Source organism: Mycobacterium sp. B14F4 (assembly GCF_039871645.1).
Lineage (GTDB): Bacteria > Actinomycetota > Actinomycetes > Mycobacteriales > Mycobacteriaceae > Mycobacterium.
The window spans coordinates 128,802-153,579 of record NZ_JBDPMF010000007.1; the positions used below are offsets into that span (position 1 = coordinate 128,802).

Below are 24,778 nucleotides of genomic sequence, written 5' to 3' on the forward strand. Positions count from 1 at the left end.
CCGGCCTGGCGGAGCCGGTCGCCGACTATGCCCGCGGCCTGCACGAGGCCGCCGAGGCGGCCCGGCGTGGCGTTGGCTGCTGGTGTTCGTCCTCGTCGTCGCCGTCGGGACGGCGGTGTGGGACGCGGTGTTCGGATCGTGGGGCAGCGCCATCGCGTCGGCGATCTACCTGGCCGCGCTGGGCGTCGAGTTGTTCTGGTGGCCACGACGTCAGGCGCAGCTGCTGGCCAACGCGAACCGGGCGGCCGCGGCGACACGCCCATCGGCGTGATTCGCGTGTAACGCTTGAGCGGCATCGCTACACCACCCTGGTGTCCGGGAAGGAGCCACGATGGCCGCTGGGTTCGCCGACACCTACGTCGCCACCCGCCGACAGCTGCGACAGGTCGCCGAGAGCCTGGTCGCCGGCCCGCAGTACCGCGCGGCCGGCACCATCCGGTTGGCGGTGCGCCCGGACGGCTTCGCCGCCGCGGCGATCCCGCTGGCCGTGCACGGCACCGACCTCGTCTTCCCCAACGGCAGTGTGCCGCTGGCCGGGCCGCTGGACGCGATCGCCGCGGCGGCGGGTGTCGACGTCGGCCCGCCCGACGGCGTCTACAAGATCGTCGACCCACTGCCCGGGGATGCCGTGCTGGCGCTCGACGCGGTGGCGGCCGAGTGGACGGCGCGCTCTCACTACGCCGGTGGACATGCGCTCAAACAGGTTGTTCCCGAACAACATCCGGTGTTGTGGCCGGAGCACTTCGACGTCGCCGTCACCGAGGACGAGGTCAACTACGGCGTCTCGGCGGGTGACGAAACGCATCCGACGCCGTATGCGTACGTCGGGCCGTGGCAGACGCGCACCGGGCCGTTCTGGAACGCCCCGTTCGGCGCGCTGCACCCGCTCGACCCCGCCCATGACGTCGACGCGCTCACGTCACAGATCGCGGACTTCTTCGAGCGCGGCAGAAAGGAACTGCAACATGGCCGAGGTTGACCTCGACTTCACCGGGCTGAGGGCGCTTTTCATCAACTGCACGCTCAAGCGGTCACCGGAGCCCAGCCACACGCAGGGCCTGGTAGACATCAGCGCCGGGATCATGCGCAAGCACGGTGTCGAAGTCGAGGAGGTGCGCGCGGTCGACCACGACATCGCCACCGGGGTGTGGCCGGACATGCGGGAACACGGCTGGGCCACCGATGACTGGCCCGAGATCTTCGACAAGGTGCTGGCCGCCGACATCCTGGTGCTCGCCGGACCGATCTGGTTGGGCGACAACAGTTCGGTGATGAAGCGGGTGCACGAGCGCCTGTACGGCGGGTCGCACCTGCTCAACGATGCCGGCCAGTATCGCTATTACGGCCGCGTCGGGGGCTGTCTGATCACCGGCAACGAGGACGGCGTCAAGCACTGCGCGCAGAACGTGCTCTACACCCTGCAGCACATCGGGTACACGATCCCGCCGCAGGCCGACGCCGGGTGGATCGGCGAGGCCGGGCCGGGCCCGTCCTACCTCGACCCGGGCTCCGGCGGACCGGAGAACGACTTCACCAACCGCAACACGACTTTCATGACATGGAATCTGATGCATGTGGCGCGCCTGTTGCGCGCCGCCGGCGGCGTGCCCGCCTACGGGAACATCCGTACCGGCTGGGACGCGGGCTGTCGCTACGACTTCGCCAATCCCGAGTATCGGTGACGCGATGATCCGATGATCACCACCATGGACGAGACCGGTCTCATCGCCGCCCTGCGCGACGGCGACGAGTCCGCGTTCGCCCGCCTGGTCGACCAGCACACACCGGCGATGCTGCGGGTGGCCCGCGGCTATGTGCCCAGCCACGAGATCGCCGAAGAGGTGGTCCAGGAGACCTGGATCGCGCTGCTGAAGGGCCTCGACAACTTCGAGGGCCGATCCTCTCTTCGCACTTGGCTTTTCGCGGTGATGATCAACATCGCCAAGACACGCGGTGTCCGAGAACGCCGCGGTGCCGACGCCGAGATCGCGGCTCACACCGGTGGCACCGTCGACCCGGGGCGGTTCCGGGACGCAGGCGACCCGTACCCGGGCCACTGGCGGCCCGAGGAGGAGCCCTCGCCGTTCCCGGACACCCCGGAGGGCTCGCTGCTGGGCAGCGAACTGGTCGCTGTCGCCCGCGCCGAACTGGACAGGTTGCCCCAACGCCAGCGTGTGGTGGTCACACTGCGCGACATGCTCGGCTTCGACTCGGCCGAGGTGTGCGACCTGCTCGACATCAGCGTCGCGAATCAGCGCGTGCTGCTGCACCGCGGCCGCGCGGCCGTCCGGCACGTGCTGGAAGACTATCTGGCGGAGAAACCATGAGCGTTGGACCGATGGACTGCAACGAACTCGTCGAGTTGGTGACCGCCTACCTCGACGATGCGCTCGACACCGAGACCCGCGCCAGGGTCGAGGCCCATCTCGCCGACTGCGAGGGCTGTGCCAACTACGTCGAGCAGTTCCGCCAGACGGTGCGCACGGTCGGCCGGATCACCGACGACCAACTCGACCCGGCTTTCCGCAGCAGGCTGCTCGGCGCATTCAAGAACTACCGATGACGCCCACGCCCGTTTCGTCGGCCCTAGGCTGGGAACACTCAGCGGACCCTCAGCGTTAGGACAGATCGTGGCTACCCTGGAACTCACCGCCGAACAATTCAACGACACCATCAACGACAACGAGATCGTGCTGGTGGACTTCTGGGCGTCGTGGTGTGGCCCCTGTAAAGCATTCGCCCCGACGTTCGCCGCCTCCTCCGAGCAGCACCCCGATGTGGTGTACGCGAAGGTCGACACCGAGGCCGAGCAGGCGCTCGCCGCCGCCGCCGACATCCGCTCGATCCCGACGCTGATGGCGTTCAAGAAGGGCAAGCTGGTGTTCAACCAGGCCGGCGCGCTTCCTCCGGCGGCCCTGGAAGAACTCGTCCAGCGGGTCAAGGAGTTCGACATCGACGCCGCGATCGCCGCGCAGAACAACGGCCAGACGGAGTGAGGTGCCGCACGCGATAGCGTGCACTGCGTGACCGATCACGCTGACCCAGGACGCTCCGACTTCGTTCTCGTCGACAGGCCCCGTCCGAACATCGCGCTGGTGACCCTCAACCGGCCCGAGCGGATGAACTCCATGGCCTTCGACGTGATGGTGCCACTGAAGAAGGTGCTCGAGGAGCTGACCTACGACAACTCGGTGCGTGCAGTCGTGCTCACCGGCGCGGGCCGCGGCTTCTCCTCGGGTGCCGACCACAAGTCGGCGGGGTCCGTGCCGCACATCGACGGCCTCACCCGGCCGACGTTCGCCCTGCGCTCTATGGAGGTGCTCGACGACGTCATCCTGGCCCTGCGCAAGATGCACCAGCCGGTCATCGCCGCTGTGAACGGCGCCGCGATCGGCGGCGGGCTGTGCCTGGCGCTGGCCTGTGACATCCGGGTCGCCTCGCGCGCCGCGTACTTCCGCGCGGCGGGCATCAACAACGGGCTGACCGCGAGCGAGCTCGGCCTGTCCTACCTGCTGCCGCGTGCCATCGGCTCGTCGAGGGCGTTCGAGCTGATGCTGACCGGCCGCGATGTGGATGCCGAGGAAGCCGAGCGTATCGGCCTGGTGTCGCGCAGCGTGCCGGCCGACGAGCTGTTGGAGGTTTGCTACCAGCTCGGCGAACGGGTCGCGTCGTTCTCCCGGCCGGGAACCGAGTTGACCAAGCGCACACTTTGGAGTGGACTGGACGCCGGTAGCCTGGAAGGGCACATGCAAGCCGAGGGCCTTGGACAACTCTTCGTCCGTTTGCTCACCGCCAATTTCGAAGAAGCGGTGGCAGCGCGCGCCGAGAAACGCGCCCCGGTCTTCACCGACGAGAAGTAGACGAGCAGCAGGAGATCCGGCGGGCTGGGCCCACGCCCGAAGGGCAGGGGAGAGCGCCAGCGACCGGGGATAGGAGTGAAGCGTGATCACCGCAACGGACCTGGAGGTCCGCGCCGGGGCGCGCACGCTGCTGTCCACCGACGGGGCGGCGTTGCGGGTGCAGCCCGGCGACCGGATCGGGTTGGTCGGCCGTAACGGCGCGGGCAAGACCACCACCATGCGGATCCTGGCGGGTGAGGGCGAGCCCTACGCCGGGGCCATCATGCGCAAGGGTGAAATCGGCTACCTGCCACAGGATCCGCGGGAGGGCGACCTCGACGTGCTGGCCCGTGATCGGGTGCTGTCGGCGCGCGGCCTCGACACGCTGCTTGCCGACCTGGAGAAACAACAGGTGTTGATGGCCGAAGTCGCCGACGACGCCGCCCGCGACAGGGCCGTGCGCAAGTACGGTCAGCTCGAAGAGCGGTTCGCCGCACTGGGCGGGTACGCCGCCGAGAGCGAGGCCGGCCGCATCTGTGCGAGTCTCGGACTGCCCGAACGGGTTCTGACGCAGTCACTGCGCACGCTGTCGGGCGGCCAGCGCCGCCGGGTGGAGTTGGCCCGCATCCTGTTCGCCGCGTCCCACGGAGGGATCGGCTCGGATTCCTCGATGACGCTGCTGCTCGACGAACCCACCAATCACCTCGACGCCGATTCCATCGGCTGGCTGCGGGACTTCCTGCAGCAGCACACCGGCGGCTTGATCGTGATCAGCCACAACGTCGACCTGCTCGCCGACGTGGTGAACCGGGTGTGGTTCCTCGATGCCGTGCGCGGTGAGGTGGACGTGTACAACATGGGTTGGCAGAAGTATCTCGACGCCCGTGCCACCGACGAGCAGCGGCGTCGCCGCGAGCGGGCGAACGCGGAACGCAAAGCCTCCGCGCTGCGTACCCAGGCCGCCAAGATGGGCGCCAAGGCGACCAAAGCCGTTGCGGCGCAGAACATGTTGCGTCGCGCGGACCGGATGATGGCCGCGCTCGACGAGGAACGCGTCGGCGACAAGGTGGCCAGGATCAAGTTCCCGACGCCCGCCCCGTGCGGGCGCACCCCGCTGGTCGCCAAGGGCCTGACGAAGAACTACGGCTCGCTCGAGGTCTTCACCGGCGTCGACCTGGCCATCGACCGCGGTTCGCGCGTCGTGGTGCTCGGCCTCAACGGCGCGGGCAAGACCACGCTGCTGCGGTTGCTCGCTGGCGCCGAGACGCCGGACGCCGGTGGGCTCGAGCCCGGCCACGGTCTCAAGGTCGGCTACTTCGCCCAGGAGCACGACACCCTCGACGACACCGCCACGGTGTGGGAGAACATCCGGCACGCGGCGCCCGACACCGGTGAGCAGGATCTGCGAGGACTGTTGGGCGCGTTCATGTTCAGCGGACCGCAGCTCGAGCAGCCGGCGGGCACGCTGTCCGGCGGTGAGAAGACCCGGCTGGCGCTGGCCGGTCTGGTCGCCTCGACGGCCAATGTGCTGCTGCTCGACGAGCCGACCAACAACCTCGACCCGGCCTCGCGCGAGCAGGTGCTCGACGCGCTGCGCAGCTACGTCGGCGCGGTGGTGCTGGTGACCCACGACCCCGGTGCGGCGGAGGCGTTGGATCCGCAGCGGGTGGTGCTGCTGCCCGACGGCACCGAGGACTTCTGGTCCGACGACTACCGGGACCTGATCGAGCTGGCGTAGGTCAAAACGCGAATCGTTTCCAGAAATTCTTCCCCTGTGTGTTAGGCCGTTCCTACGCTGGGTATGCGTCGGGGCATCACAAGTGCGCGGGGAGGTGCCGATGAAGAAAGTGGACAAGTCGCGAGACCAGTTGATCGACGAGCTGCGGAGTGCTTACGAAGGGGGCGCAAGCATTCGCACGTTGGTAGCGTCGACGGGTCGCTCGTACGGTTCGATACACAGCATGCTGCGCGAGTCGGGTACGACGATGCGCAGCCGCGGCGGGCCGAATCACCGCAGCAGGCGCGCGAGCTAGCTCGCGCTCTGCCGCAATGACACTTCGACGAGGTCCAGTACGGCACTGAGCTTCTCCGGATCGTCGCCCGAGGCGATACGCGCAACCAGGCCGTCGAGGACCAGATCGAGATAGGTCTGCAGCACCGCGCTCGGCACGTCGTCGCGCAGCCGTCCGGCCTGCTTCTGCTTGCGGAGCCGCTCGGTGGTCGCGGCGGACAGCTCCCTGGACCGCTCGGACCACCCTCGGGAGAACTCGGGGTCGTTACGCAGCTTGCGCGCGATCTCCAGCCGGGTGGCGAGCCAGTCGAACTGGTCGGGCGCGGCGAGCATATCGCGCATCACCTGAACGAGGCCCTCGCGCGCCGCGACGTCGGCCATCCGCTCCGCATCCTCGCGGGCGAGTTCGAAGAACAGCGTGTCCTTGTCGCGGAAATGGTGGAAGATGGCGCCGCGCGACAGCCCGATCGTCTGCTCGAGCCGCCGCACGGTCGCCTCGTTGTAGCCGTACTCGGCGAAACACCGCCGGGCACCGTCGAGAATCTGCCGACGACGCGCCGCCAGGTGGTCGTCGGTGACCCGGGGCAACGGACTTCCGTTACTGCGTCTTGAGCATGTTGCGCAGCACGAACTGCAGGATGCCGCCGTTGCGGTAGTAGTCGGCCTCGCCGGGGGTGTCGATGCGCACCACCGCGTCGAACTCGACCTTGTCGCCGCCTTCCTTCGTGGCGGTCACATGCACCGTCTTCGGCGTCTTGCCTCCGCCTTCCCCGTCGCTGCGCTCGCCCCGGTCGTTGAGCGCCGTGATGCCGGAGATGTCGAACGTCTCGGTGCCGTCGAGCTTCAGCGACGCGGCCGACTCGCCCTCCGGGAACTGCAGCGGGATCACGCCCATGCCGATCAGGTTGGACCGGTGGATGCGCTCGAAAGACTCGGTGATCACGGCGCGGACCCCGAGCAGGCGGGTGCCCTTGGCCGCCCAGTCCCGCGACGACCCGGACCCGTATTCTTTGCCGCCCAGCACCACCAGCGGAATGTCCTGCGACGCATAGTTTTGCGCGGCGTCGTAGATGAACGCCTGCTCGCCACCGTTGGTGAAGTCGCGGGTGTAGCCGCCGGACACGTCGTCCAGCAGCTGGTTGCGCAGCCGGATGTTGGCGAAGGTGCCGCGGATCATCACCTCGTGGTTGCCGCGCCGCGAGCCGTAGGAGTTGTAGTCCTTCTTGTCGACACCGTGCTCGTCGAGGTACTGCGCGGCCGGCGTGCCCGGCTTGATGCTGCCTGCGGGGGAGATGTGGTCGGTGGTCACCGAGTCACCCAGCAGCGCCAGCACTCTGGCGCCCTCGATGTCGCTGACCTGCTCCGGCTCGGCGGGCATCCCGTCGAAGTACGGTGGCTTGCGCACATACGTCGAGTCCTGGTCCCAGTCGAAGGTGTTGCCGCTCGGCGTCGGCAGGTTGCGCCAGCGCTCGTCGCCCTTGAACACATCGGCATAGTTCTTCGTGAACATCTCGGTGTTGATCGCCGAGGCGATGGTGTCGCTGATGTCCTTCTGCGAGGGCCAGATGTCCTTGAGGAAGACCTCGTTGTCCTCGGAGTCCTTGCCCAGCGGCTCGGAGTCGAAGTCGAAGTCCATCGTGCCGGCCAGTGCGTAGGCGATGACCAGCGGGGGCGACGCCAGGTAGTTCATCTTCACGTCGGGGTTGATGCGGCCCTCGAAGTTGCGGTTGCCCGACAGCACGGCGGCGACCGACAGGTCGTTGTCGTTGATGGCCTTGCTGATTTCGTCGGGCAGCGGACCGCTGTTGCCGATGCACGTCGTGCAGCCGTAACCGACGAGGTAGAAACCGAGCTTCTCCAGATACGGCCAGAGCCCGGCCTTCTCGTAGTAGTCGGTGACCACCTGTGAACCCGGCGCCATGGTGGTCTTCACCCACGGCTTGGAAGTCAGCCCCTTCTCGACGGCGTTGCGCGCCAGCAGCGCCGCGCCCAGCATCACCTCCGGGTTCGAGGTGTTGGTGCACGACGTGATCGCCGCGATCACCACGGCGCCGTGGTCGAGGATGAACTCGCCGTGCTCGTCGGACGTGACCTCGATCGGGTTGGTGGGCCTGCCGTTGGAGCCGACGGCCGCCGACGGCACCACCGCGTCGTCGTCGGCGAAGGCCAGACTCGACGCCGGATCGCTCGCTGGAAAGGTCTCCTCGACCGCCTCGTCGAGCTGGGTGTGCGCGGGCGCGTTGCCATTCTCGACGTAGTTGTGGATGTCCTTGCGGAAGGCCGACTTCGCGTCGTCGAGCGCGATGCGGTCCTGCGGACGCTTCGGACCGGCGATCGAGGGCACCACGTCGGACAGGTCCAGCTCGATGTACTCCGAGAACTTGGGCTCGCGCGACGGGTCGTGCCACATGCCCTGTTCCTTGGCGTAGGCCTCGACCAGCGCCAGCTGCTCGTCGCTGCGACCGGTCATCCGCAGGTAGTCGATCGTCACGTCGTCGATCGGGAAAATGGCTGCGGTCGAGCCGAACTCGGGGCTCATGTTGCCCAGCGTCGCGCGGTTGGCCAGCGGCACCTCGGCCACGCCGTCGCCGTAGAACTCGACGAACTTGCCGACCACGCCGTGCTTGCGCAGCATCTCGGTGACAGTGAGCACCACGTCGGTGGCCGTCACGCCGGCCCGCCGCTCGCCGGTCAGCTTGAACCCGACGACACGGGGGATGAGCATCGACACCGGCTGGCCCAGCATCGCCGCCTCGGCCTCGATGCCGCCGACACCCCAGCCCAGCACACCCAGCCCGTTCTCCATGGTGGTGTGGCTGTCGGTGCCCACACAGGTGTCCGGGTAAGCCACCCCGTCCCGTTCCATCACGACGCTGGCCAGGTATTCGATGTTGACCTGGTGCACGATGCCGGTGCCGGGAGGGACGACCTTGAAGTCGTCGAACGCGCCCTGGCCCCAGCGCAGGAACTGGTAGCGCTCGCCGTTGCGCTCGTACTCGATCTCGACGTTGCGCTCGAAGGCGTTGGCGGTGCCGAACAGATCGGCGATCACGGAGTGGTCGATGACCAGGTCGGCAGGGGCCAGCGGGTTGACCTTCTGCGGATCTCCACCCAGATCGCCGACGGCCTCGCGCATGGTGGCGAGGTCGACGATGCAGGGCACGCCGGTGAAGTCCTGCATGATCACGCGGCCCGGGGTGAACTGGATCTCCACGCTGGGTTCGGCGGAGGGGTCCCAGTTGGCGATGGCCTCGATGTGGTCCTTGGTGACGTTGGCGCCGTCCTCGGTACGCAGCAGGTTCTCGGCGAGCACCTTGAGGCTGTAGGGCAGTTTCTCGGTGCCGGGCACCGCGTCCAGGCGGTAGATCTCGTAGCTCTTGTCCCCGACCTTCAGTGTGTCGCGGGCTCCAAAGGAATTCACCGAATCTTTGCTGCTCACATCAACTCCCGGCTAGTTCTCGCCGCCGACGGGCTGTGTCGGAGGCGCCGACAACTCTAACAGTACGCTTGTCCTGCAAAACACCCAGGGCCGTCGTCCAGTCTGGTCGGCGGGCGCGCGTGCTGCCACCCCGGTGGGTACCCATCGCGTACGGTTCTCCTGTGATCGGATCGCACGTCATCCCGTTCCCGCCCACCTACATCCCGCCCGACGTATGTGGGCCGGTCGGCCGGGACCCGGCGACGACGCCGGTCGACACGTGCATGAACCTCGTCATCGACGACGTCCGCGACGACGGTGTCAGCGCCTCGCCCACGCCGGAGAACGAGGGACTCGCCGACGTGGTCGCCGAGGCGCAGCAGAAGGGCATCGATCTCAAGATCGTCGTCGTGGACAGCAACCCGCCTACCGATCCTCCGCTGCGGGACATCGCCACCGAAGTGGGGCAGGAGTTCCCCGGCGCGACGGTGTTGGTGCTCAGCCCCAGCGAGTCGGGCACGTACAGCCCGACGTACGACCGGGTGACGCTGGAGGCCGGCCAGGACATCGCCGAAGGCCGCGGCGCCGTGCAGGGTTCGAAGAATTTCGTCAGCGAGTTGACGACACCGCACTTTCCGTGGACCGCATTCACGATTGTGATCATGTTGGGCGTCATTGCGGCCGTTATCGGAACGCGACTTTTGCAGGTCCGCAGCAAGCGCGCCGCGTCGCCTCGACAGACATAAAGTCGCACTGCAGCAACCCTTTTCGTGCCGCCCTCAGTCGGGCCGGCAATGGTGAATATCACGGCCCGATAACGTCACATTCAATTACAAACCTGTAATTCGTGACTTAAGTTTCATTAGCGTCAGATGTGACGTACGGTGCATTCGGTGGCTGATGTTGTGGATGTGCATTCTGTGACTTCTGTGCACAGTCGCCGGACGAATGTGCCCGCACGTTCGCGAGAGCAATAGGAGACCTGAGTCGCATGAGACGCACCCCTGGCGCTTGGCGCATGCGAGGAGCAGATCATCGGGGGCAAGCGCGAGGAGCAGACCGGGTCCGGAGCCTCTGCGCGGCGCTGCTGGCGACCGGCATGCTGGCGGCAACCCCCGGACTGGCCGTCGCCCAGCCCGGTGGCCCCGACACCATCGCCTCATTGGTCGCGGCCGTCGCGGACGCCAACCAGAAGCTGCAGGATCTGGGCGCCGCGATCCAGCAGCAGCAGGAAAGCGTCAACAAGGCGATCCTCGACGTGCAGACCGCACGTGACAACGCCGCAGCCGCGCAGCGGGAGGTGGACGCGAGCGGTCAGCGCGTCGAAGACGCCAACATCGCAATCGAACAGGCCCAGAGGCGATTCGACTCGTTCGCGGCGGCGACCTACATCAACGGCCCGTCGGACTCGTACCTGACCGCTTCGGATCCTGCCGACATCGTCGACACGGCCGCCGCGGGGCAGACGCTGTCGGTCAGCGCACAACAGGTGATGGCCGATCTGCAGCGGGCCCGCACCGAGCAGGTGAACCGCGATTCCGCCGCGCGCCTGGCCAAGCAGAACGCCGACAAGGCCGTCGCCGACGCCGAGGCCAGCCAGCGGACCGCGGTCGCGTCGCTCACGGACGCGCAGCAGACCTTCAAGGCGCAGCAGGCCGAAATCGACAAGCTGGCCGCCGAGCGGTCCGCCGCGCAGGCCAAACTCGAAGAGGCGCGCCCGGCTCCAGCGGCCAGCCAGCCGATCACCCAGGCCGCCGCGTCGACGACCGACTGGGACCGCACACCCCAAGGTGTCGACCCGGCGACGGGCAACTGGGCCACGGCCTGGGACCCGTTCCTGCCCGCCATTCCCAGCGCGTTCGTCAGCGGCGACCCGATCGCGATCATCAACACGGTGCTGGGCATCGCGTCGACCTCGGCGCAGGTGACACAGGACCTCGGCCGCAAGTTCCTGCAATCGGTGGGCCTGCTCCCCGAGCCCGCCGTCGCCACGACGGGCTTCACCAACGGCGCGATCCCGCGCGTCCACGGCAGGCAGGCCACCGAGTACGTGATCAAACGGGCGATGTCGCAGATGGGCGTGCCGTACTCGTGGGGCGGCGGCAACGCGGCCGGCCCGAGTCGGGGCATCGACTCCGGCGCGGGCACAGTCGGATTCGACTGTTCGGGACTGATGCTCTACGCGTTCGCAGGCGTCGGCATCAAGCTGGACCACTACTCGGGCTCGCAGTACAACGCGGGCCGCAAGGTCCCGTCGTCCCAGATGCGCCGCGGCGACATGTTGTTCTGGGGTCCCAACGCCAGCCAGCACGTCGCGCTGTACCTCGGCGACGGGCAGATGCTCGAGGCGCCATACACCGGTTCGGTGGTCAAGGTGTCCCCGGTGCGCACCAGCGGCATGACCCCGTACGCGACTCGACTCATCGAATGGTGACGCGTCCAAAGACAGGGAAGACAGAGAACACATTGCGCTCCAAACTGTTTCGTTTGCTCAGCGGCGTGACGCTCCTGCTCTCGGCGGTGGCGGTGGCCGTCGGACTGGCGACGCCGTCCGCGTCGGCGCCCGGGGACGGGCAGTGGGATCCCACGCTGCCCAAGCTGATCTCGGCAGGCGCGCCGGGCGACCCGCTGGCCATCGCCAACGCATCGCTGGCCGCGACCGCGCAGGCCACCGAGGTCACGATGAACCTCGGGCGCAAGTTCCTGAGCACCCTCGGGTTCGGGCCCGCGCCCGAGGTCGCCTCCGTGGCCCCGGGCCGGGTGCGTGGACCGCAGGCGATCGAATACGTCATCCGCCGCGGCGCGTCGCAGATGGGCACGCCGTACTCGTGGGGCGGCGGCAAGCCGAACGGCCCGAGCCGGGGCATCGACTCGGGCGCCAACACCGTCGGCTACGACTGCTCGGGGTTCACCCAGTTCTCCTACGCCGGTGTCGGGGTGCTGATCCCCAAGTACTCCGGCGACCAGTACGACACCGGCCGCAAGGTGCCGATCGCGCAGGCCAAGAGGGGAGACCTGGTGTTCTGGGGGCCTGGTGGCAGCCAGCACGTCGCGATGTACCTCGGCAACGGCCAGGTGCTGGAGTCGGCCAGCAGCGCGGGCAAGGTGACGGTCAGCCCGCTGCGCACGGCGGGCCTGCAGCCGTATGCCGCGCGCATCATCGAATCCTGAGCGCAGCCTGAGGCATTCCTGAACGTTGTGGGCAACGTCGACGGATCCCGGACTGCCTGGAATAGTTGACGGCGAGCGTGCGGCCCCGACCGGCCCGAAACGCCACGACCAGCGAGTTGATGTGGAAGGAACGTTGATGACGTCACCGAGTGGGCCGCCGCAGGGGGCTGCAGGGTATCCCGGCCAGGCACCGCCGCAGGGCTACCCGCAGGGCTCGCACGCCGCTCCGGCCGCCAACCCTTCCAACAACGGCGGCCTGCAGCAGGAGGTCCACACCCTCGAGCGCGCGGTCTTCGAGGTCAAGCGCATCATCGTCGGCCAGGACCAGCTGGTCGAGCGCATGCTGGTCGGCCTGCTCGCCAAGGGTCACCTGCTGCTCGAGGGCGTTCCCGGCGTGGCCAAGACGCTGGCCGTCGAGACCTTCGCCAAGGTGGTGGGTGGCACCTTCGCCCGCATCCAGTTCACCCCCGACCTGGTGCCCACCGACATCGTCGGCACCCGCATCTACCGGGTGGGCAAGGAGGAGTTCGACATCGAGCTCGGTCCCGTCGTCGTCAACTTCCTGCTCGCCGACGAGATCAACCGTGCGCCGGCCAAGGTGCAGTCGGCGCTGCTCGAGGTCATGCAGGAACGGAAGATCTCGATCGCCGGCAAGACCTTTCCGCTGCCCGCGCCGTTCCTGGTGATGGCCACGCAGAACCCGATCGAGCAGGAGGGCGTCTACGCGCTGCCCGAGGCGCAGCGTGACCGCTTCCTGTTCAAGCTGAATATCGACTACCCGTCGCCGGAGGAAGAGCGCGAGATCATCTACCGGATGGGCGTCAAGCCGCCGGAACCCAAGCAGATCCTCGCCCCCGGCGACCTGCTGCGCCTGCAGGACGTCGCGTCCAACAACTTCGTGCACCACGCGCTCGTGGACTACGTCGTGCGCATCGTGACGGCGACCCGTCAGCCCGAGAAGTTCGGGATGCCCGACGCCAAGGCGTGGATCGCCTACGGCGCTTCGCCGCGTGCGTCCCTGGGCATCATCGCGGCGTCGCGCGCGCTCGCGCTGGTCCGTGGCCGCGACTACGTCATCCCGCAAGACGTCGTCGAGGTCATCCCCGACGTGCTGCGGCACCGCCTCGTGCTGACCTACGACGCGCTGGCCGACGAGATCTCTTCCGAGACGGTGATCAACCGCATCCTGCAGACCGTGGCCCTGCCGCAGGTGAATGCCATTCCCCAGCAAGGTCATTCGGTGCCGCCCGTCGTGCCCGCCGCAGCGGCTGCGGCCAGCGGTCGGTGACCAGTTCCCGACGTGCGGTCGACCTGCCGTCGCTGAAGCGCGGGGAGATCCGCGACCCCGCGCTCTCGGCGGCGCTGCGCAAGCTCGAGCTGACCGTGCGCCGCAAGCTCGACGGAGTGCTGCACGGCGACCACCTCGGGCTGCTGCCCGGCCCGGGTTCCGAGCCCGGCGAGTCGCGGCTGTATCAGCCCGGCGACGACGTGCGCCGGATGGACTGGTCGGTCACCGCGCGCACCACGCACCCGCATGTGCGCCAGATGATCGCCGACCGCGAACTGGAGACCTGGCTGGTCGTCGACGTGTCGGCGAGCCTGGACTTCGGCACCGTCGAGTGCGAGAAGCGTGACCTCGCGGTCGCCGCCGCTGCGGCGATCACCTTCCTCAACAGCGGGGGCGGCAACCGGATCGGCGCGATCATCGCCAACGGCGACACGGTGCGCAGGGTGCCCGCCCTGTCCGGCCGGATTCACGAGCAGGAGATGCTGCGCGCCATCGCCACGATGCCGAAGGCGCCCGCGGGCACCCGCGGTGACCTTGCCGCCGCGATCGACGCGTTGCGCAGGCCGGAGCGCCGCCGCGGCATGGCCGTCATCATCAGTGACTTCCTCGGCCCCATCGACTGGATGCGTCCGCTGCGGGCGATCGCCGGCCGCCACGAGGTGCTCGGCATCGAGGTGCTCGACCCGCGCGATGTCGAGCTGCCGCCGGTCGGTGATGTGATCCTTCAGGACGCCGAGACGGGCCGGATCCGCGAGTTCACCATCGACGAGCAGTTGCGCGACGACTTCGCGAAGGCCGCCGCCGCCCACCGGGCCGAGGTGGCGCGCACACTGCGGCGCTGTGACGCGCCGCTGCTGTCGCTGCGCACCGACCGCGACTGGATCGCCGACGTGGTTCGGTTCGTCGCCACCCGCCGCCTCGCATTGGCCGGTCGCGCCTAGCATCGAATTGATAAGGCGCACATGACATTACCGTTACTCGGACCGCTCACGCTGTCGGGGTTCGAACATCTCTGGTTTTTCCTGTTCCTGTTGGTCGTGCTCGGCATCGCCGCGCTCTACGTCGTCGTGCAGATGGCCCGGCAGCGGCGAATGCTTCGCTTCGCCAATATGGAACTGCTGGAAAGCGTTGCCCCGAAACGGCCGTCGCGGTGGCGGCACCTGCCCGCGATCCTTGTGGTGATCGCGCTGGTCTTCCTGACCGTGGCGATGGCAGGCCCGACCCACGACGTGCGGGTGCCGCGCAACCGAGCGGTGGTGATGCTCGTGATGGATGTGTCGCAGTCGATGCGGGCCACCGACGTGTCGCCGAACCGCATGGCCGCGGCGCAGGAGGCCTCCAAGCAGTTCGCCGACGAGCTCACCGCGGGCATCAACCTCGGGCTGATCTCCTATGCCGGCACGGCCACCGTTCTGGTCTCGCCGACCACCAACCGGGAGGCCACCAAGGCCGCGATCGACAAGCTGGACTTCGCCGACCGCACGGCCACCGGTGAGGGCATTTTCACCGCGCTGCAGGCGATCGCCACCGTCGGCGCGGTGATCGGCGGTGGTGACGAACCGCCACCGGCGCGCATCGTGCTGTTCTCCGACGGCAAGGAGACGGTGCCGTCGAATCCGGACAACCCGAAGGGCGCCTTCACCGCGGCGCGCACCGCCAAGGACCAGGGCGTGCCGATCTCCACGATCTCCTTCGGCACGCCGTACGGCTACGTCGAGATCAATGACCAACGCCAGCCGGTGCCCGTCGACGACGAGATGCTCAAGGAGATCGCCGACCTGTCCGGCGGTGAGGCGTTCACCGCTTCCAGCCTGCAGCAGCTGCGTCAGGTCTACGGCAACCTTCAGCAGCAGATCGGCTACGAGACCATCAAGGGCGATGCGAGCACCGGCTGGCTGCGCCTGGGAGCGCTTGCGCTGGCGTTCGCGGCGCTGGCGGCGCTGCTGATCAACCGACGCCTGCCGAACTGAGTCCGCGAGGATGACGATCTGACATGACCCTTCCGCTGCTGGGACCGGTATCGCTGACGGGCTTCACCCACCTCTGGTGGTTCGCGCTGTTCCTCATCGCCGTGCTGGCGCTGATCGGCTGGTACCTCGTCGCCCAGCGGGCCAGGCGCAGGCGGTTGCAGCAGTTCGCCAACACCGAGCTGCTCGACAGCGTGGCCCCGCAGCGCCCCAGCCGGTGGCGTCACATCCCGGCGGTGCTGCTGCTGGTTTCGCTGCTGCTGTGCACGATCGCGTTGGCCGGGCCGACGCACGACGAACGGCTGCCGCGTAACCGTGCGGTCGTGATGCTCGCCATCGACGTGTCGCAGTCGATGCGGGCCACCGACGTGGACCCCAACCGGCTGGCCGCCGCGCAGGAAGCCTCCAAGCAGTTCGTCGATCAGCTCACCCCGGGTATCAACCTGGGCGTGATCGCCTATGCGGGCGCGGCCACGGTGCTGGTCTCGCCGACCACCAACCGCGATGCGAGCAGGCGTGCCATCGACAACCTGCAGGTGGCCGACCGCACCGCGACGGGGGAGGCCATCTTCACCGCGCTGTCGTCGATCGCCACGGTGGGCGCCGTGATCGGCGGCGGTGACGAACCGCCACCGGCGCGCATCGTGCTGTTCTCCGACGGCAAGGAGACCGTGCCGTCGAATCCGGACAATCCGAAGGGCGCCTACACCGCGGCCCGCTCCGCGAAGGACCAGGGGGTGCCGATCTCGACGATCTCGTTCGGCACGCCCAACGGCTCGGTCGAGGTGAACGAGGAGCGCGTTCCGGTCCCCGTCGACGACGCGATGATGAAGAAGGTCGCCGAACTGTCCGGAGGGGAGTCGTACACCGCGTCGAACATCGCCGAGCTCAACAAGGTCTACGACACGCTCCAGGACCAGATCGGGTACGAGACGGTGCGCGGCGAGGCCACCACCGGCTGGCTGCGGCTCGCCGCGCTGGTCGCCGCCGCGGCGGCGTTGACGAGCCTGTTGATCAACCGCCGGTTGCCGCTCTGACTAAGGCGATTTCTTAAGAAAGTGGATCACACGTTAAGTTGGCGGGCATGACCACGACCGACCGTCCGGCCGAGACCGCCGGCCAAACCGCAGGCAGTCGTCCGGCTTTCGTTTCCCGTTCCGTCCTCGTGACGGGCGGGAACCGCGGCATCGGTCTGGCCATCGCCCAGCGCCTCGCCGCCGACGGCCACAAGGTGGCCGTCACCCACCGCGGGTCCGGAGCGCCCGAAGGATTGTTCGGTGTGGTCTGCGACGTCACCGACAACGCCGCCGTCGACCGCGCATTCAAAGAGGTCGAGGAACATCAGGGTCCGGTCGAGGTGCTGGTGTCCAACGCCGGCATCTCCAAGGACGCGTTTCTGATGCGGATGACCGAGGAGCGGTTCACCGAGGTCATCAACGCCAACCTCACCGGCGCGTTCCGGGTGGCCCAGCGGGCGTCACGCAGCATGCAGCGCAAACGGTTCGGCCGGATCATCTTCATCGGCTCGGTCTCCGGCATGTGGGGCATCGGCAACCAGGCCAACTACGCGGCCGCCAAGGCCGGGCTGATCGGCATGGCCCGCTCGATCTCCCGGGAGCTGGCGAAGGCGGGCGTGACCGCCAATGTCGTCGCCCCCGGGTACATCGACACCGAGATGACCCGCGCGCTCGACGACCGGATCCAAGCGGGTGCGCTGGACTTCATCCCGGCCAAGCGGGTCGGCACCGCCGAGGAGGTGGCCGGTGCCGTCAGCTTCCTGGCGTCGGAGGACGCAAGCTACATCGCCGGCGCGGTGATCCCGGTCGACGGCGGCATGGGCATGGGCCACTAGTAGATAAGGACTGACATGACAGGCTTTCTCGAAGGTAAGCGGATCCTCGTCACGGGGATCATCACCGACTCGTCGATCGCGTTTCACATCGCGCGGGTGGCTCAGGAGGAGGGCGCGGAGCTGGTGCTGACCGGCTTCGACCGGCTCAAGCTGATCAAGCGGATCGCCGATCGGCTGCCGAACCCGGCGCCGCTGCTGGAACTCGACGTGCAGAACACCGAGCACCTCGACACGCTGGCCGAGCGCGTCACCGAGGTGATCGGCGAGGGCAACAAGCTCGACGGCGTGGTGCACTCGATCGGTTACATGCCGCAGTCCGGCATGGGTATCAACCCGTTCTTCGACGCCCCGTACGAGGACGTCGCCAAGGGCATTCACATCTCGGCGTACTCCTACGCATCGCTGGCCAAGGCGCTGCTGCCGATCATGAACCGCGGCGGCGGCATCGTCGGCATGGATTTCGACCCGAGGCGGGCGATGCCGGCCTACAACTGGATGACCGTGGCCAAGAGCGCACTGGAGTCGGTCAACCGGTTCGTCGCGCGCGAAGCCGGTCCCTACGGTGTTCGCTCGAATCTTGTTGCGGCAGGTCCCATCCGGACCCTGGCGATGAGCGCGATCGTCGGCGGCGCACTCGGTGACGACGCGGGTGACCAGATCAGGCTCCTCGAAGAGGGCTGGGATCAGCGGGCGCCGCTGGGCTGGAACATGAAGGACCCGACCCCGGTGGCCAAGACCGTGCTCGCGCTGATCTCGGACTGGCTGCCCGCCACCACAGGTACCGTCGTCTACGCCGACGGCGGCGCCAGCACGCAGCTGTTGTAAGGAATGGCCGGCCCGGATTTCTCGGATTTTCAAGCGGTCCTGCTGCTGTCGTTCGGCGGGCCGGAGGCCCCCGACGAGGTGATGCCGTTTTTGGAGAACGTCACCCGGGGCCGCGGGATCCCGCGGGAGCGGCTGGCCGCCGTCGCCGAGCACTACCTGCACTTCGGTGGTGTCTCACCCATCAACGGCATCAACCGCGACCTGATCGAGCAGCTGCGCACCCACATCGACCTACCGGTGTACTTCGGCAACCGCAACTGGGAGCCCTATGTCGAGGACGTCGTGGCGGCCATGCGTGACGACGGCATCGAGCGCGCCGCGGTCTTCACCACGTCGGCGTGGGCCGGCTACTCCAGTTGCACCCAGTACGTCGAGGACATCGCGCGCGGGCGTCGGGCGGCCGGCGACTCCGCACCGCAACTGGTCAAGCTGCGGCAGTACTTCGACCACCCGCTGTTCGTGCAGATGTTCGCCGAGGCGGTCACCGCCGCCGCCAAGACGGTGCCCGACGGCGCGCGGCTGGTGTTCACCGCCCACTCCATCCCGTTCTCGGCCCGGAACCGATGTGGCGCGGACCTTTACGCTCGGCAGGTGGCCTACGCCGCCAAGCTGGTGGCCGACGCGGCCGGCTACGACGACTACGACCAGGTCTGGCAGTCACGATCGGGACCGCCGCAGGTGCCGTGGCTGGAACCCGATGTGGCCGACCATCTCACGGGGCTGAGAGAAGGCGGCGCGACGGCGGTGGTGGTGTGCCCGATCGGGTTCGTCGCCGACCACATCGAGGTGGTGTGGGACCTCGACCACGAACTGCGGCTGCAGGCCCAGGAGGCCGGGGTGGCGTTCGCGCGGGCCGCCACCCCGAACGCCGACCTCGCGCGGGTGGCGGCCGATCTGATCGGTGAGCTGCGCGAGGGCCGTCCACCGGCGCGCGTGCCCGGCGTGGATCCGCCACCGCTGCAGGGTGTTTCGGTCGACGGGGTGGTCTGTACGTCGGCCTGCGAGGCCTAACCTCGCCAGGCTGACTGCAGGATCGCGTTGACCGCCGCGATCCGGGCCGAGCGCACCACCGACGACAGCGGACGCAGCGCGTCGTTGGCGATCTGCACCTCCGACGAGCTGTGCAGCCCGATCGGGATGAGCCCCGAGCTGACCGAGATGATGGCGTCGACGTGCGCGGCGTTCTCCAGCACGCGCAGCGCGCGGTCGGGCGCATGGCCGGGAATCGGGTGTATGCGACCGGATTCCAGCACTTGTTCCACCAGTCCGCGAGGGTCGTCGACGTCGACGTCCGCGGTGCCGGCGCGCAACGCGCCGAGCGCCGCTGCCGCCGCGCGGACCGCCGAGCGCAGCTCGTACTCGGCCTCACCGAGGTCGATGTGTTCGGCGGGCGTGGCCGGGGTCGACACCGAATACACCGTCCACGACAGCGCGCACGGATCGCGCCCGAAGTCGTCGTCGACATCGAGGTCGTCGTACTCGAAATCCGGGACCAGGCCGATCGGGCCGGCCGGGTCGCCGGAGACGAGGATCGCCTCGCCTGCGGTCACCGCATCGCGCTGGAACTGGGTGCCGGCGGGCAGGCCCCGGACGTCGCCGGGCACCGGAAGGGCCAACGCGACCGGGGGAACCACCTCCGCCGGGCGGGCCGCGCTGCGCAGCGTCTGCAGCAGTGAAACCGCGCTGGTGTCCAGCAGATCCGGCCATGCCAGGCCGGTGCGCGCGGCCGCAACCGAGTCATAGGCGGTGGCGGAATGCTTTGGTGCCCAATGCGAAAGCGCGTCGAGCACGTCGTCGGGGGCGGCGGCGCCCGCCAGCCAGGCGTTGGCCCACACCGACAGCGAAACACTGGGACACCACATGATGGTCGCAGTGTAGTTGTTACGCCCGCATCAGGTCGGCTACGCGATAGGCTGATGCCATGCCCGCTGCGCTGATCTGGCTAATCGCCGCGCTGGCCCTCGCCGGGGCCGAGGCGTTGACCGGCGACCTGTTCTTGTTGATGCTCGGCGGCGGAGCGCTCGCCGCTGCGGGCTCCAGCCTGATCTTCGACGACCTGTGGATACACGGCGCGGTGTTCGCGGTGGTGTCGGTCCTGCTGCTGGTCCTGGTGCGCCCCGCGCTGCGAAGGCACTTCACCTCCGGAAGGGGGCTGCCCGATCCCGCCAAGGCGCTCGAAGGGAAGAGCGCGCTGGTGCTCGACCGGGTGGCCCGCCATGAAGGACAGGTGAAACTCGACGGCGAGGTGTGGACCGCGCGGCCGTACAACGAGAACGAGGTGTACGAGGCGGGCGACCACGTGACCGTCGTGCACATCGACGGCGCCACCGCCGTCGTGCAGAAAGTCGTCTAGAGAAAACTGGGCAACAGGGAAGGAACCCGTCATGGATGGTGCCATCGCCGGATTGATCCTCGTCGGCGTGCTGGTGGTGTTCGCCGCCATCATCGTCGCCAAGTCGATCGCGCTGATCCCTCAGGCCGAGGCGGCGGTGATCGAACGGCTCGGCCGCTACAGCAAGACCGTGTCGGGACAGCTGACACTGCTGTTGCCGTTCATCGACAGGATCCGGGCCAGGGTCGACCTGCGCGAGCGGGTGGTGTCCTTCCCGCCGCAGCCGGTGATCACCGAGGACAACCTGACGGTCAACATCGACACCGTCGTCTACTTCCAGGTCACCAACCCGCAAGCCGCGGTGTACCAGATCAGCAACTACATCGTCGGTGTCGAGCAGCTGGCCACCACGACGTTGCGCAACGTGGTCGGCGGTATGACGCTCGAGCAGACGCTGACCTCCCGCGACTCGATCAACGGCCAGCTGCGCGGCGTGCTCGACGAGGCCACCGGCCGCTGGGGTCTGCGGGTGGCGCGCGTCGAGCTGCGCAGCATCGATCCGCCGCCGTCGATCCAGGATTCGATGGAGAAGCAGATGCGCGCCGACCGCGAGAAGCGCGCGATGATCCTGACCGCCGAGGGCAGCCGCGAGGCGGCCATCAAGCAGGCCGAGGGCCAGAAGCAGGCGCAGATCCTGGCGGCCGAGGGCGCAAAGCAGGCGGCCATCCTCGCCGCCGAGGCGGACCGGCAGTCGCGGATGCTGCGTGCCCAGGGCGAGCGAGCCGCCGCCTACCTGCAGGCCCAGGGCCAGGCCAAGGCGATCGAGAAGACGTTTGCGGCGATCAAGGCGGGCAGGCCGACCCCGGAGATGCTGGCCTACCAGTACCTGCAGACGCTGCCGCAGATGGCCAAGGGCGAGGCGAACAAGGTGTGGCTGGTGCCCAGCGACTTCGGTTCGGCACTACAGGGTTTCACCAAAATGCTCGGCGCGCCCGGCGAGGACGGGGTGTTCCGCTACACACCCTCGCCGGTCGACGACACGCCAGCCCGGACCGATGACGACGAAGAGGTCGCCGACTGGTTCAACACCGAGACCGATCCGGAGATCGCGCGGGCGGTGGCGAAGGCCGAGGCCGAGGCACGCGCGCCGGTGCAGGGCCCGGGGTACTCCGCGCCGCAGCTGGGCGCGCCGCCGGTGCCGCCGCCGGCCCGCTCCGACGGCGGCGGCTCGCATTCCCTTTAGCCGCGCGCCGACATGGCAGGGAAGGACGCCATGTCACAAGCGGAAACAGAGCCGTCGGGGGCAGACGATCCATCGACGCCGGGACAGCCGCCGGCCCCTGCCGGTGAGGTGCCGCTCGAACTGCTCGTGCAGCTGTACCGGACGCTGTCCTACCTCGTCACCCGCACCCGATCGGAGAGCTGATCGGGGTTGTCCGCGCGCTCGCGGTGGTGACGCCGGTGCACGCGGATCTCGTACACCAACCCGGCGACGCCGACGCTGGCCGTGCACGCCGAGACCAGGACCAGCAGCGGGCTCACGTTGCCGGTGAGCGCATCCCCGAGGATCACCACCGCCGACGTCCCCGGCAGCAGGCCGACGAGGGTGGCCAGGGTGTAGGGCAGCACCCGCACCGACGATGCGCCGGCCGCGTAGTTCAGCACCGAGAACGGCACCGCGGGGATCAGCCGCATCGACAGCACCGTCGGCCAACCCCGTTCACCCAGGCGCGCGTCCAGCGACTGCACCCGCGGATGGGGCACCAGCCGGTTCAGCTGCAACCCGGCGGCACGCACCAGCAGCAGCGCGATCAGCGAACTGACGGTGGCCGCGGTTACCGCCAGCGGAATACCGAGCACGGGGCCGAACAGCAGGCCCGCGGCCAGCGTGAACGCGGTGCGCGGGAAGGGGAACACCGTCAGCACGATGTGCGCCGCCAGGAACGCCAGCGGGAACCACGGGCCGACCGAGGTCGCCCAGTCGCGCAGTTGCACCGCCGTCGGCAGTGGCACCAGCAATGCGACTGCGACGAGAATCACAATCGCCGCCGCGATGGTCACCAGCCGTCGTCGCGGAACGCCGGAGGCCGTGGCCAGCACCGCGGCGCGGACCGCGCGAAGGGTGCTGACGACGGCATTCACGTCTACCAAGACTACGCAGCGGCGGCCGAAGTCACCCGTCGGCGCCGCCGCGAGTCGGCTGACCAAGCGACAAGGCTGTGACCGCGATCATTTAGCCTGTTGGACGTGCAGAAACCCACTGCAGTCGAGTCCGATCGCCAGCGCTGGCGCTCGGCGGTCGCCGGGGTGCTGGCAAAGAGCACCCGCAAGGATCCCGCCGATCTGCCCGCCGAACCCGAGCGGTTGCTCGATTCGCCGACCTATGACGGCTTCCCGATCCGGGCTCTCTATACCAGCCTGGACACGCTGCCCGAGCCTCCGCTGCCTGGGCAGTGGCCGTTCGTGCGAGGCGGCGATGCGCTGCGCGACGTCAAGTCGGGTTGGCGGGTCGCCGAGGCGTTTCCCGCGACCGATCCGGCGACCGTCGCCGAAGTCAACGGCGCAGTGCTGCTCGCGCTGACCGAAGGGGTCAGCGCACTGGTGATCCGGCTCGGCGGACCTGGTGGGATGGCGGCGTCGGAACTGGATCAACTCCTCGACGGCGTGTTCTTGGATCTGGTTCCGGTGATCTTCGAGATCGACGGCAGCGGAACCGATTTCAGTGCAGCAGCCGATGCGGTACTCGGGTTGCTCTCCGGTCTCGACGACGACCAGCGCTCGCGGCTGTCGGTCGAACTGGGTGCCGACCCGCTGACCGCGCCGCTGAGCGGCAGGCCCGCGCCTGACATCACCGACGTCGTCGCGACCGCCGCCAGGCTGGGCGACCACCACGGTCACGTCCGCGCGATCACCGTCGACGGTCCGGTGTTCCACAACCGCGGCGCGAATGCGTCATGGGAACTCGCGGGCGCGGTGGCGGCCGGAGTGGCCTACCTGCGCCTGCTGGTCGACGGCGGTCTCGGCGTTGCAGATGCGTTGCGACAGATCAGCTTCCGCATCGCCGCAGACGACGACCAGTTCATGACGATCGCCAAGCTGCGGGCGGCCCGCCTGTTGTGGGCGCGGGTCGCCGAGGTGGCCGGAGCCCCCGAGGCGGGCGCGGCGACCCTGCATGCCGTCACTTCGCTGCCGATGATGGCCAAGCGCGACCCGTGGGTGAACATGCTGCGTACCACGCTGGCGGCCTTCTCCGCGGGCGTCGGCGGCGCCGACACCGTGCAGGTGCATCCGTTCGACGTCGCGATCGAGGGCGGGTTCCCCGGCACGGCAGCCAGTTTCGCCCGCCGGATCGCCCGCAACACCCAACTGCTGTTGTTGGAGGAATCGCACATCGGCCGCGTGCTCGACCCCGCTGCGGGTTCCTGGCACGTCGAAGACCTCACCGCTCAACTGGCCGAGCAGGCCTGGAAACAGTTCCAGGACATCGAGTCACATGGCGGTTTCCCCGAGGCCCGTGACCACGTCGTCGAGCAGATCGCCGAGGTGGCCGCCAACCGCGCCGACGACGTCGCGCACCGCCGGACCGCGGTGACCGGCGTCAACGAGTTCCCCAACCTCGGTGAAGGTCCGCTGCCACAGGGTGACTCGTTGCCCACCGTGGCGCGCTACGCCGCGGCCTTCGAGGTGTTGCGGGACCGCTCGGATGCCTTCCTGGCCAAGACCGGCGCGCGGCCGCGGGTTGCGCTGCTGACGCTCGGGCCGCTCGCCGAACACAACATCCGCACCACCTTCGCCACCAACCTGCTGGCGTCCGGCGGGATCGAAGCGGTGACCGACGCCGACGGCGCTGAATCTCTCGCGATCGCGGTGATCTGCGGCACCGATGCGCGCTATGGCGCCGAGGCGTCCGCGGCCGTCGAGAAGGCCAGGGCGGCCGGAGTTTCGCACGTCCTGCTGGCCGGCCCGGAAAAGGCGGTGGCCGAGGCGGAGTCGAAACCCGATGGCTATCTGACCGCGAAGATCGACGCCGTCGCCGCGTTGTCGGACCTGCTCGACAGATTGGGGGCCTGAGGTG

Annotated in this window: 26 protein-coding genes; 22 read left to right on the top strand and 4 right to left on the bottom strand. The window is 68.5% G+C overall.

Annotated elements, in window-relative coordinates:
* The first annotated feature begins 82 nt into the window (after positions 1 to 82).
* The 9 genes from ABGB19_RS19710 to ABGB19_RS19750 all read left to right on the top strand — a co-directional run bounded on the left by ABGB19_RS19710 (position 83) and on the right by ABGB19_RS19750 (position 5,872).
* Complete coding sequence (locus ABGB19_RS19710) at positions 83 to 271, top strand: hypothetical protein (protein ID WP_347687673.1); 189 nt, start codon at positions 83 to 85, stop codon at positions 269 to 271.
* Positions 272 to 331: 60 nt separating this feature from the next.
* On the top strand, positions 332 to 979 hold the full coding sequence (locus tag ABGB19_RS19715) for a hypothetical protein (RefSeq protein ID WP_347687674.1): 648 nt from the start codon (positions 332 to 334) through the stop codon (positions 977 to 979).
* On the top strand, positions 966 to 1,682 hold the full coding sequence (locus ABGB19_RS19720) for a flavodoxin family protein (RefSeq protein WP_347687675.1): 717 nt from the start codon (positions 966 to 968) through the stop codon (positions 1,680 to 1,682). Before ABGB19_RS19715 ends, ABGB19_RS19720 begins: the two co-directional genes overlap by 14 nt.
* A gap of 12 nt (positions 1,683 to 1,694) precedes the next feature.
* Positions 1,695 to 2,327, top strand: coding sequence for a sigma-70 family RNA polymerase sigma factor (locus ABGB19_RS19725; RefSeq protein ID WP_347687676.1), 633 nt, complete (start codon positions 1,695 to 1,697; stop codon positions 2,325 to 2,327).
* A complete protein-coding gene (locus tag ABGB19_RS19730) occupies positions 2,324 to 2,563 on the top strand; it encodes a zf-HC2 domain-containing protein (protein WP_347687677.1) in 240 nt (79 codons plus the stop codon). Before ABGB19_RS19725 ends, ABGB19_RS19730 begins: the two co-directional genes overlap by 4 nt.
* 67 nt (positions 2,564 to 2,630) lie before the next feature.
* Complete coding sequence (gene trxA, locus ABGB19_RS19735) at positions 2,631 to 2,996, top strand: thioredoxin (protein WP_347687678.1); 366 nt, start codon at positions 2,631 to 2,633, stop codon at positions 2,994 to 2,996.
* Between the two features lie 18 nt (positions 2,997 to 3,014).
* Positions 3,015 to 3,860, top strand: a complete 846-nt coding sequence (locus ABGB19_RS19740) for an enoyl-CoA hydratase (protein WP_347687679.1) — start codon at positions 3,015 to 3,017, stop codon at positions 3,858 to 3,860.
* A gap of 82 nt (positions 3,861 to 3,942) precedes the next feature.
* Entirely contained in the window at positions 3,943 to 5,577 is a 1,635-nt protein-coding gene (locus tag ABGB19_RS19745) for an ABC-F family ATP-binding cassette domain-containing protein (RefSeq protein ID WP_347687680.1), read from the top strand.
* 100 nt (positions 5,578 to 5,677) lie between these two features.
* Complete coding sequence (locus ABGB19_RS19750) at positions 5,678 to 5,872, top strand: helix-turn-helix domain-containing protein (RefSeq protein WP_347687681.1); 195 nt, start codon at positions 5,678 to 5,680, stop codon at positions 5,870 to 5,872.
* Here ABGB19_RS19750 and ABGB19_RS19755 read toward each other — a convergent pair.
* Positions 5,869 to 6,438 (bottom strand): helix-turn-helix domain-containing protein, encoded by a 570-nt coding sequence (locus ABGB19_RS19755; RefSeq protein ID WP_347687682.1) that lies wholly within the window; start codon positions 6,436 to 6,438, stop codon positions 5,869 to 5,871. The two genes, ABGB19_RS19750 and ABGB19_RS19755, sit on opposite strands and share 4 nt — an antisense overlap.
* Before the next feature lie 10 nt (positions 6,439 to 6,448).
* Positions 6,449 to 9,289, bottom strand: coding sequence for an aconitate hydratase AcnA (gene acnA, locus ABGB19_RS19760; protein WP_347687683.1), 2,841 nt, complete (start codon positions 9,287 to 9,289; stop codon positions 6,449 to 6,451).
* A gap of 161 nt (positions 9,290 to 9,450) precedes the next feature.
* On the opposite strand from acnA, the gene ABGB19_RS19765 reads away from it, so the two are divergent.
* The 10 genes from ABGB19_RS19765 (at position 9,451) to ABGB19_RS19810 (ending at position 19,382) form a co-directional block, all read left to right on the top strand.
* Positions 9,451 to 10,014, top strand: a complete 564-nt coding sequence (locus ABGB19_RS19765) for a DUF6676 family protein (protein WP_347687684.1) — start codon at positions 9,451 to 9,453, stop codon at positions 10,012 to 10,014.
* 272 nt (positions 10,015 to 10,286) lie between these two features.
* A complete protein-coding gene (gene ripA, locus ABGB19_RS19770) occupies positions 10,287 to 11,702 on the top strand; it encodes an NlpC/P60 family peptidoglycan endopeptidase RipA (protein WP_347687685.1) in 1,416 nt (471 codons plus the stop codon).
* Between the two features lie 65 nt (positions 11,703 to 11,767).
* Positions 11,768 to 12,439, top strand: coding sequence for an NlpC/P60 family peptidoglycan endopeptidase RipB (gene ripB / locus ABGB19_RS19775; protein ID WP_347687686.1), 672 nt, complete (start codon positions 11,768 to 11,770; stop codon positions 12,437 to 12,439).
* A gap of 136 nt (positions 12,440 to 12,575) precedes the next feature.
* Positions 12,576 to 13,727: a MoxR family ATPase gene (locus ABGB19_RS19780; RefSeq protein WP_347687687.1), complete on the top strand. Its 1,152-nt coding sequence runs from the start codon at positions 12,576 to 12,578 to the stop codon at positions 13,725 to 13,727.
* Positions 13,724 to 14,668, top strand: coding sequence for a DUF58 domain-containing protein (locus ABGB19_RS19785; RefSeq protein ID WP_347687688.1), 945 nt, complete (start codon positions 13,724 to 13,726; stop codon positions 14,666 to 14,668). Before ABGB19_RS19780 ends, ABGB19_RS19785 begins: the two co-directional genes overlap by 4 nt.
* 21 nt (positions 14,669 to 14,689) lie before the next feature.
* Positions 14,690 to 15,697, top strand: a complete 1,008-nt coding sequence (locus ABGB19_RS19790; protein WP_347687689.1) for a VWA domain-containing protein — start codon at positions 14,690 to 14,692, stop codon at positions 15,695 to 15,697.
* Positions 15,698 to 15,720: 23 nt separating this feature from the next.
* A complete protein-coding gene (locus ABGB19_RS19795) occupies positions 15,721 to 16,731 on the top strand; it encodes a VWA domain-containing protein (RefSeq protein ID WP_347687690.1) in 1,011 nt (336 codons plus the stop codon).
* A gap of 47 nt (positions 16,732 to 16,778) precedes the next feature.
* On the top strand, positions 16,779 to 17,546 hold the full coding sequence (gene fabG1 / locus ABGB19_RS19800; RefSeq protein ID WP_347687691.1) for a 3-oxoacyl-ACP reductase FabG1: 768 nt from the start codon (positions 16,779 to 16,781) through the stop codon (positions 17,544 to 17,546).
* 15 nt (positions 17,547 to 17,561) lie between these two features.
* Complete coding sequence (gene inhA / locus ABGB19_RS19805) at positions 17,562 to 18,371, top strand: NADH-dependent enoyl-ACP reductase InhA (RefSeq protein ID WP_347687692.1); 810 nt, start codon at positions 17,562 to 17,564, stop codon at positions 18,369 to 18,371.
* Between the two features lie 3 nt (positions 18,372 to 18,374).
* Positions 18,375 to 19,382: a ferrochelatase gene (locus ABGB19_RS19810; RefSeq protein WP_347687693.1), complete on the top strand. Its 1,008-nt coding sequence runs from the start codon at positions 18,375 to 18,377 to the stop codon at positions 19,380 to 19,382.
* Here the strand turns inward: ABGB19_RS19810 and ABGB19_RS19815 are convergent.
* Positions 19,379 to 20,233, bottom strand: a complete 855-nt coding sequence (locus tag ABGB19_RS19815; RefSeq protein ID WP_347687694.1) for a hypothetical protein — start codon at positions 20,231 to 20,233, stop codon at positions 19,379 to 19,381. The two genes, ABGB19_RS19810 and ABGB19_RS19815, sit on opposite strands and share 4 nt — an antisense overlap.
* A 59-nt stretch (positions 20,234 to 20,292) precedes the next feature.
* On the opposite strand from ABGB19_RS19815, the gene ABGB19_RS19820 reads away from it, so the two are divergent.
* On the top strand, positions 20,293 to 20,724 hold the full coding sequence (locus ABGB19_RS19820) for an NfeD family protein (protein ID WP_347687695.1): 432 nt from the start codon (positions 20,293 to 20,295) through the stop codon (positions 20,722 to 20,724).
* A gap of 31 nt (positions 20,725 to 20,755) precedes the next feature.
* Positions 20,756 to 21,946, top strand: a complete 1,191-nt coding sequence (locus ABGB19_RS19825) for an SPFH domain-containing protein (protein ID WP_347687696.1) — start codon at positions 20,756 to 20,758, stop codon at positions 21,944 to 21,946.
* Positions 21,947 to 22,095: 149 nt separating this feature from the next.
* On the opposite strand, the gene ABGB19_RS19830 is transcribed toward ABGB19_RS19825, so the two are convergent.
* The gene (locus tag ABGB19_RS19830; protein ID WP_347687697.1) at positions 22,096 to 22,845 is read right to left on the bottom strand and encodes a TVP38/TMEM64 family protein; all 750 of its coding nucleotides are present in this window, start codon (positions 22,843 to 22,845) and stop codon (positions 22,096 to 22,098) included.
* A gap of 99 nt (positions 22,846 to 22,944) precedes the next feature.
* Between ABGB19_RS19830 and mutA the strand changes: the two genes are divergently transcribed.
* Positions 22,945 to 24,774, top strand: a complete 1,830-nt coding sequence (gene mutA, locus ABGB19_RS19835) for a methylmalonyl-CoA mutase small subunit (RefSeq protein ID WP_347687698.1) — start codon at positions 22,945 to 22,947, stop codon at positions 24,772 to 24,774.
* The last annotated feature ends 4 nt before the right edge of the window (positions 24,775 to 24,778 follow it).

What these genes read in the sequence shown, in the direction of transcription:
- ABGB19_RS19715 (WP_347687674.1), top strand. Translation starts at nt 332, where the DNA reads ATGGCCGCTGGGTTCGCCGACACCTACGTCGCCACCCGCCGACAGCTG.
- ABGB19_RS19720 (WP_347687675.1), top strand. Translation starts at nt 966, where the DNA reads ATGGCCGAGGTTGACCTCGACTTCACCGGGCTGAGGGCGCTTTTCATC.
- ABGB19_RS19725 (WP_347687676.1), top strand. Translation starts at nt 1,695, where the DNA reads ATGATCACCACCATGGACGAGACCGGTCTCATCGCCGCCCTGCGCGAC.
- ABGB19_RS19730 (WP_347687677.1), top strand. Translation starts at nt 2,324, where the DNA reads ATGAGCGTTGGACCGATGGACTGCAACGAACTCGTCGAGTTGGTGACC.
- ABGB19_RS19750 (WP_347687681.1), top strand. Translation starts at nt 5,678, where the DNA reads ATGAAGAAAGTGGACAAGTCGCGAGACCAGTTGATCGACGAGCTGCGG.
- ripA (WP_347687685.1), top strand. Translation starts at nt 10,287, where the DNA reads ATGCGAGGAGCAGATCATCGGGGGCAAGCGCGAGGAGCAGACCGGGTC.
- ABGB19_RS19780 (WP_347687687.1), top strand. Translation starts at nt 12,576, where the DNA reads ATGACGTCACCGAGTGGGCCGCCGCAGGGGGCTGCAGGGTATCCCGGC.
- ABGB19_RS19790 (WP_347687689.1), top strand. Translation starts at nt 14,690, where the DNA reads ATGACATTACCGTTACTCGGACCGCTCACGCTGTCGGGGTTCGAACAT.
- ABGB19_RS19795 (WP_347687690.1), top strand. Translation starts at nt 15,721, where the DNA reads ATGACCCTTCCGCTGCTGGGACCGGTATCGCTGACGGGCTTCACCCAC.
- fabG1 (WP_347687691.1), top strand. Translation starts at nt 16,779, where the DNA reads ATGACCACGACCGACCGTCCGGCCGAGACCGCCGGCCAAACCGCAGGC.
- inhA (WP_347687692.1), top strand. Translation starts at nt 17,562, where the DNA reads ATGACAGGCTTTCTCGAAGGTAAGCGGATCCTCGTCACGGGGATCATC.
- ABGB19_RS19810 (WP_347687693.1), top strand. Translation starts at nt 18,375, where the DNA reads ATGGCCGGCCCGGATTTCTCGGATTTTCAAGCGGTCCTGCTGCTGTCG.
- ABGB19_RS19815 (WP_347687694.1), bottom strand. Translation starts at nt 20,233, where the DNA reads ATGTGGTGTCCCAGTGTTTCGCTGTCGGTGTGGGCCAACGCCTGGCTG.
- ABGB19_RS19820 (WP_347687695.1), top strand. Translation starts at nt 20,293, where the DNA reads ATGCCCGCTGCGCTGATCTGGCTAATCGCCGCGCTGGCCCTCGCCGGG.
- ABGB19_RS19825 (WP_347687696.1), top strand. Translation starts at nt 20,756, where the DNA reads ATGGATGGTGCCATCGCCGGATTGATCCTCGTCGGCGTGCTGGTGGTG.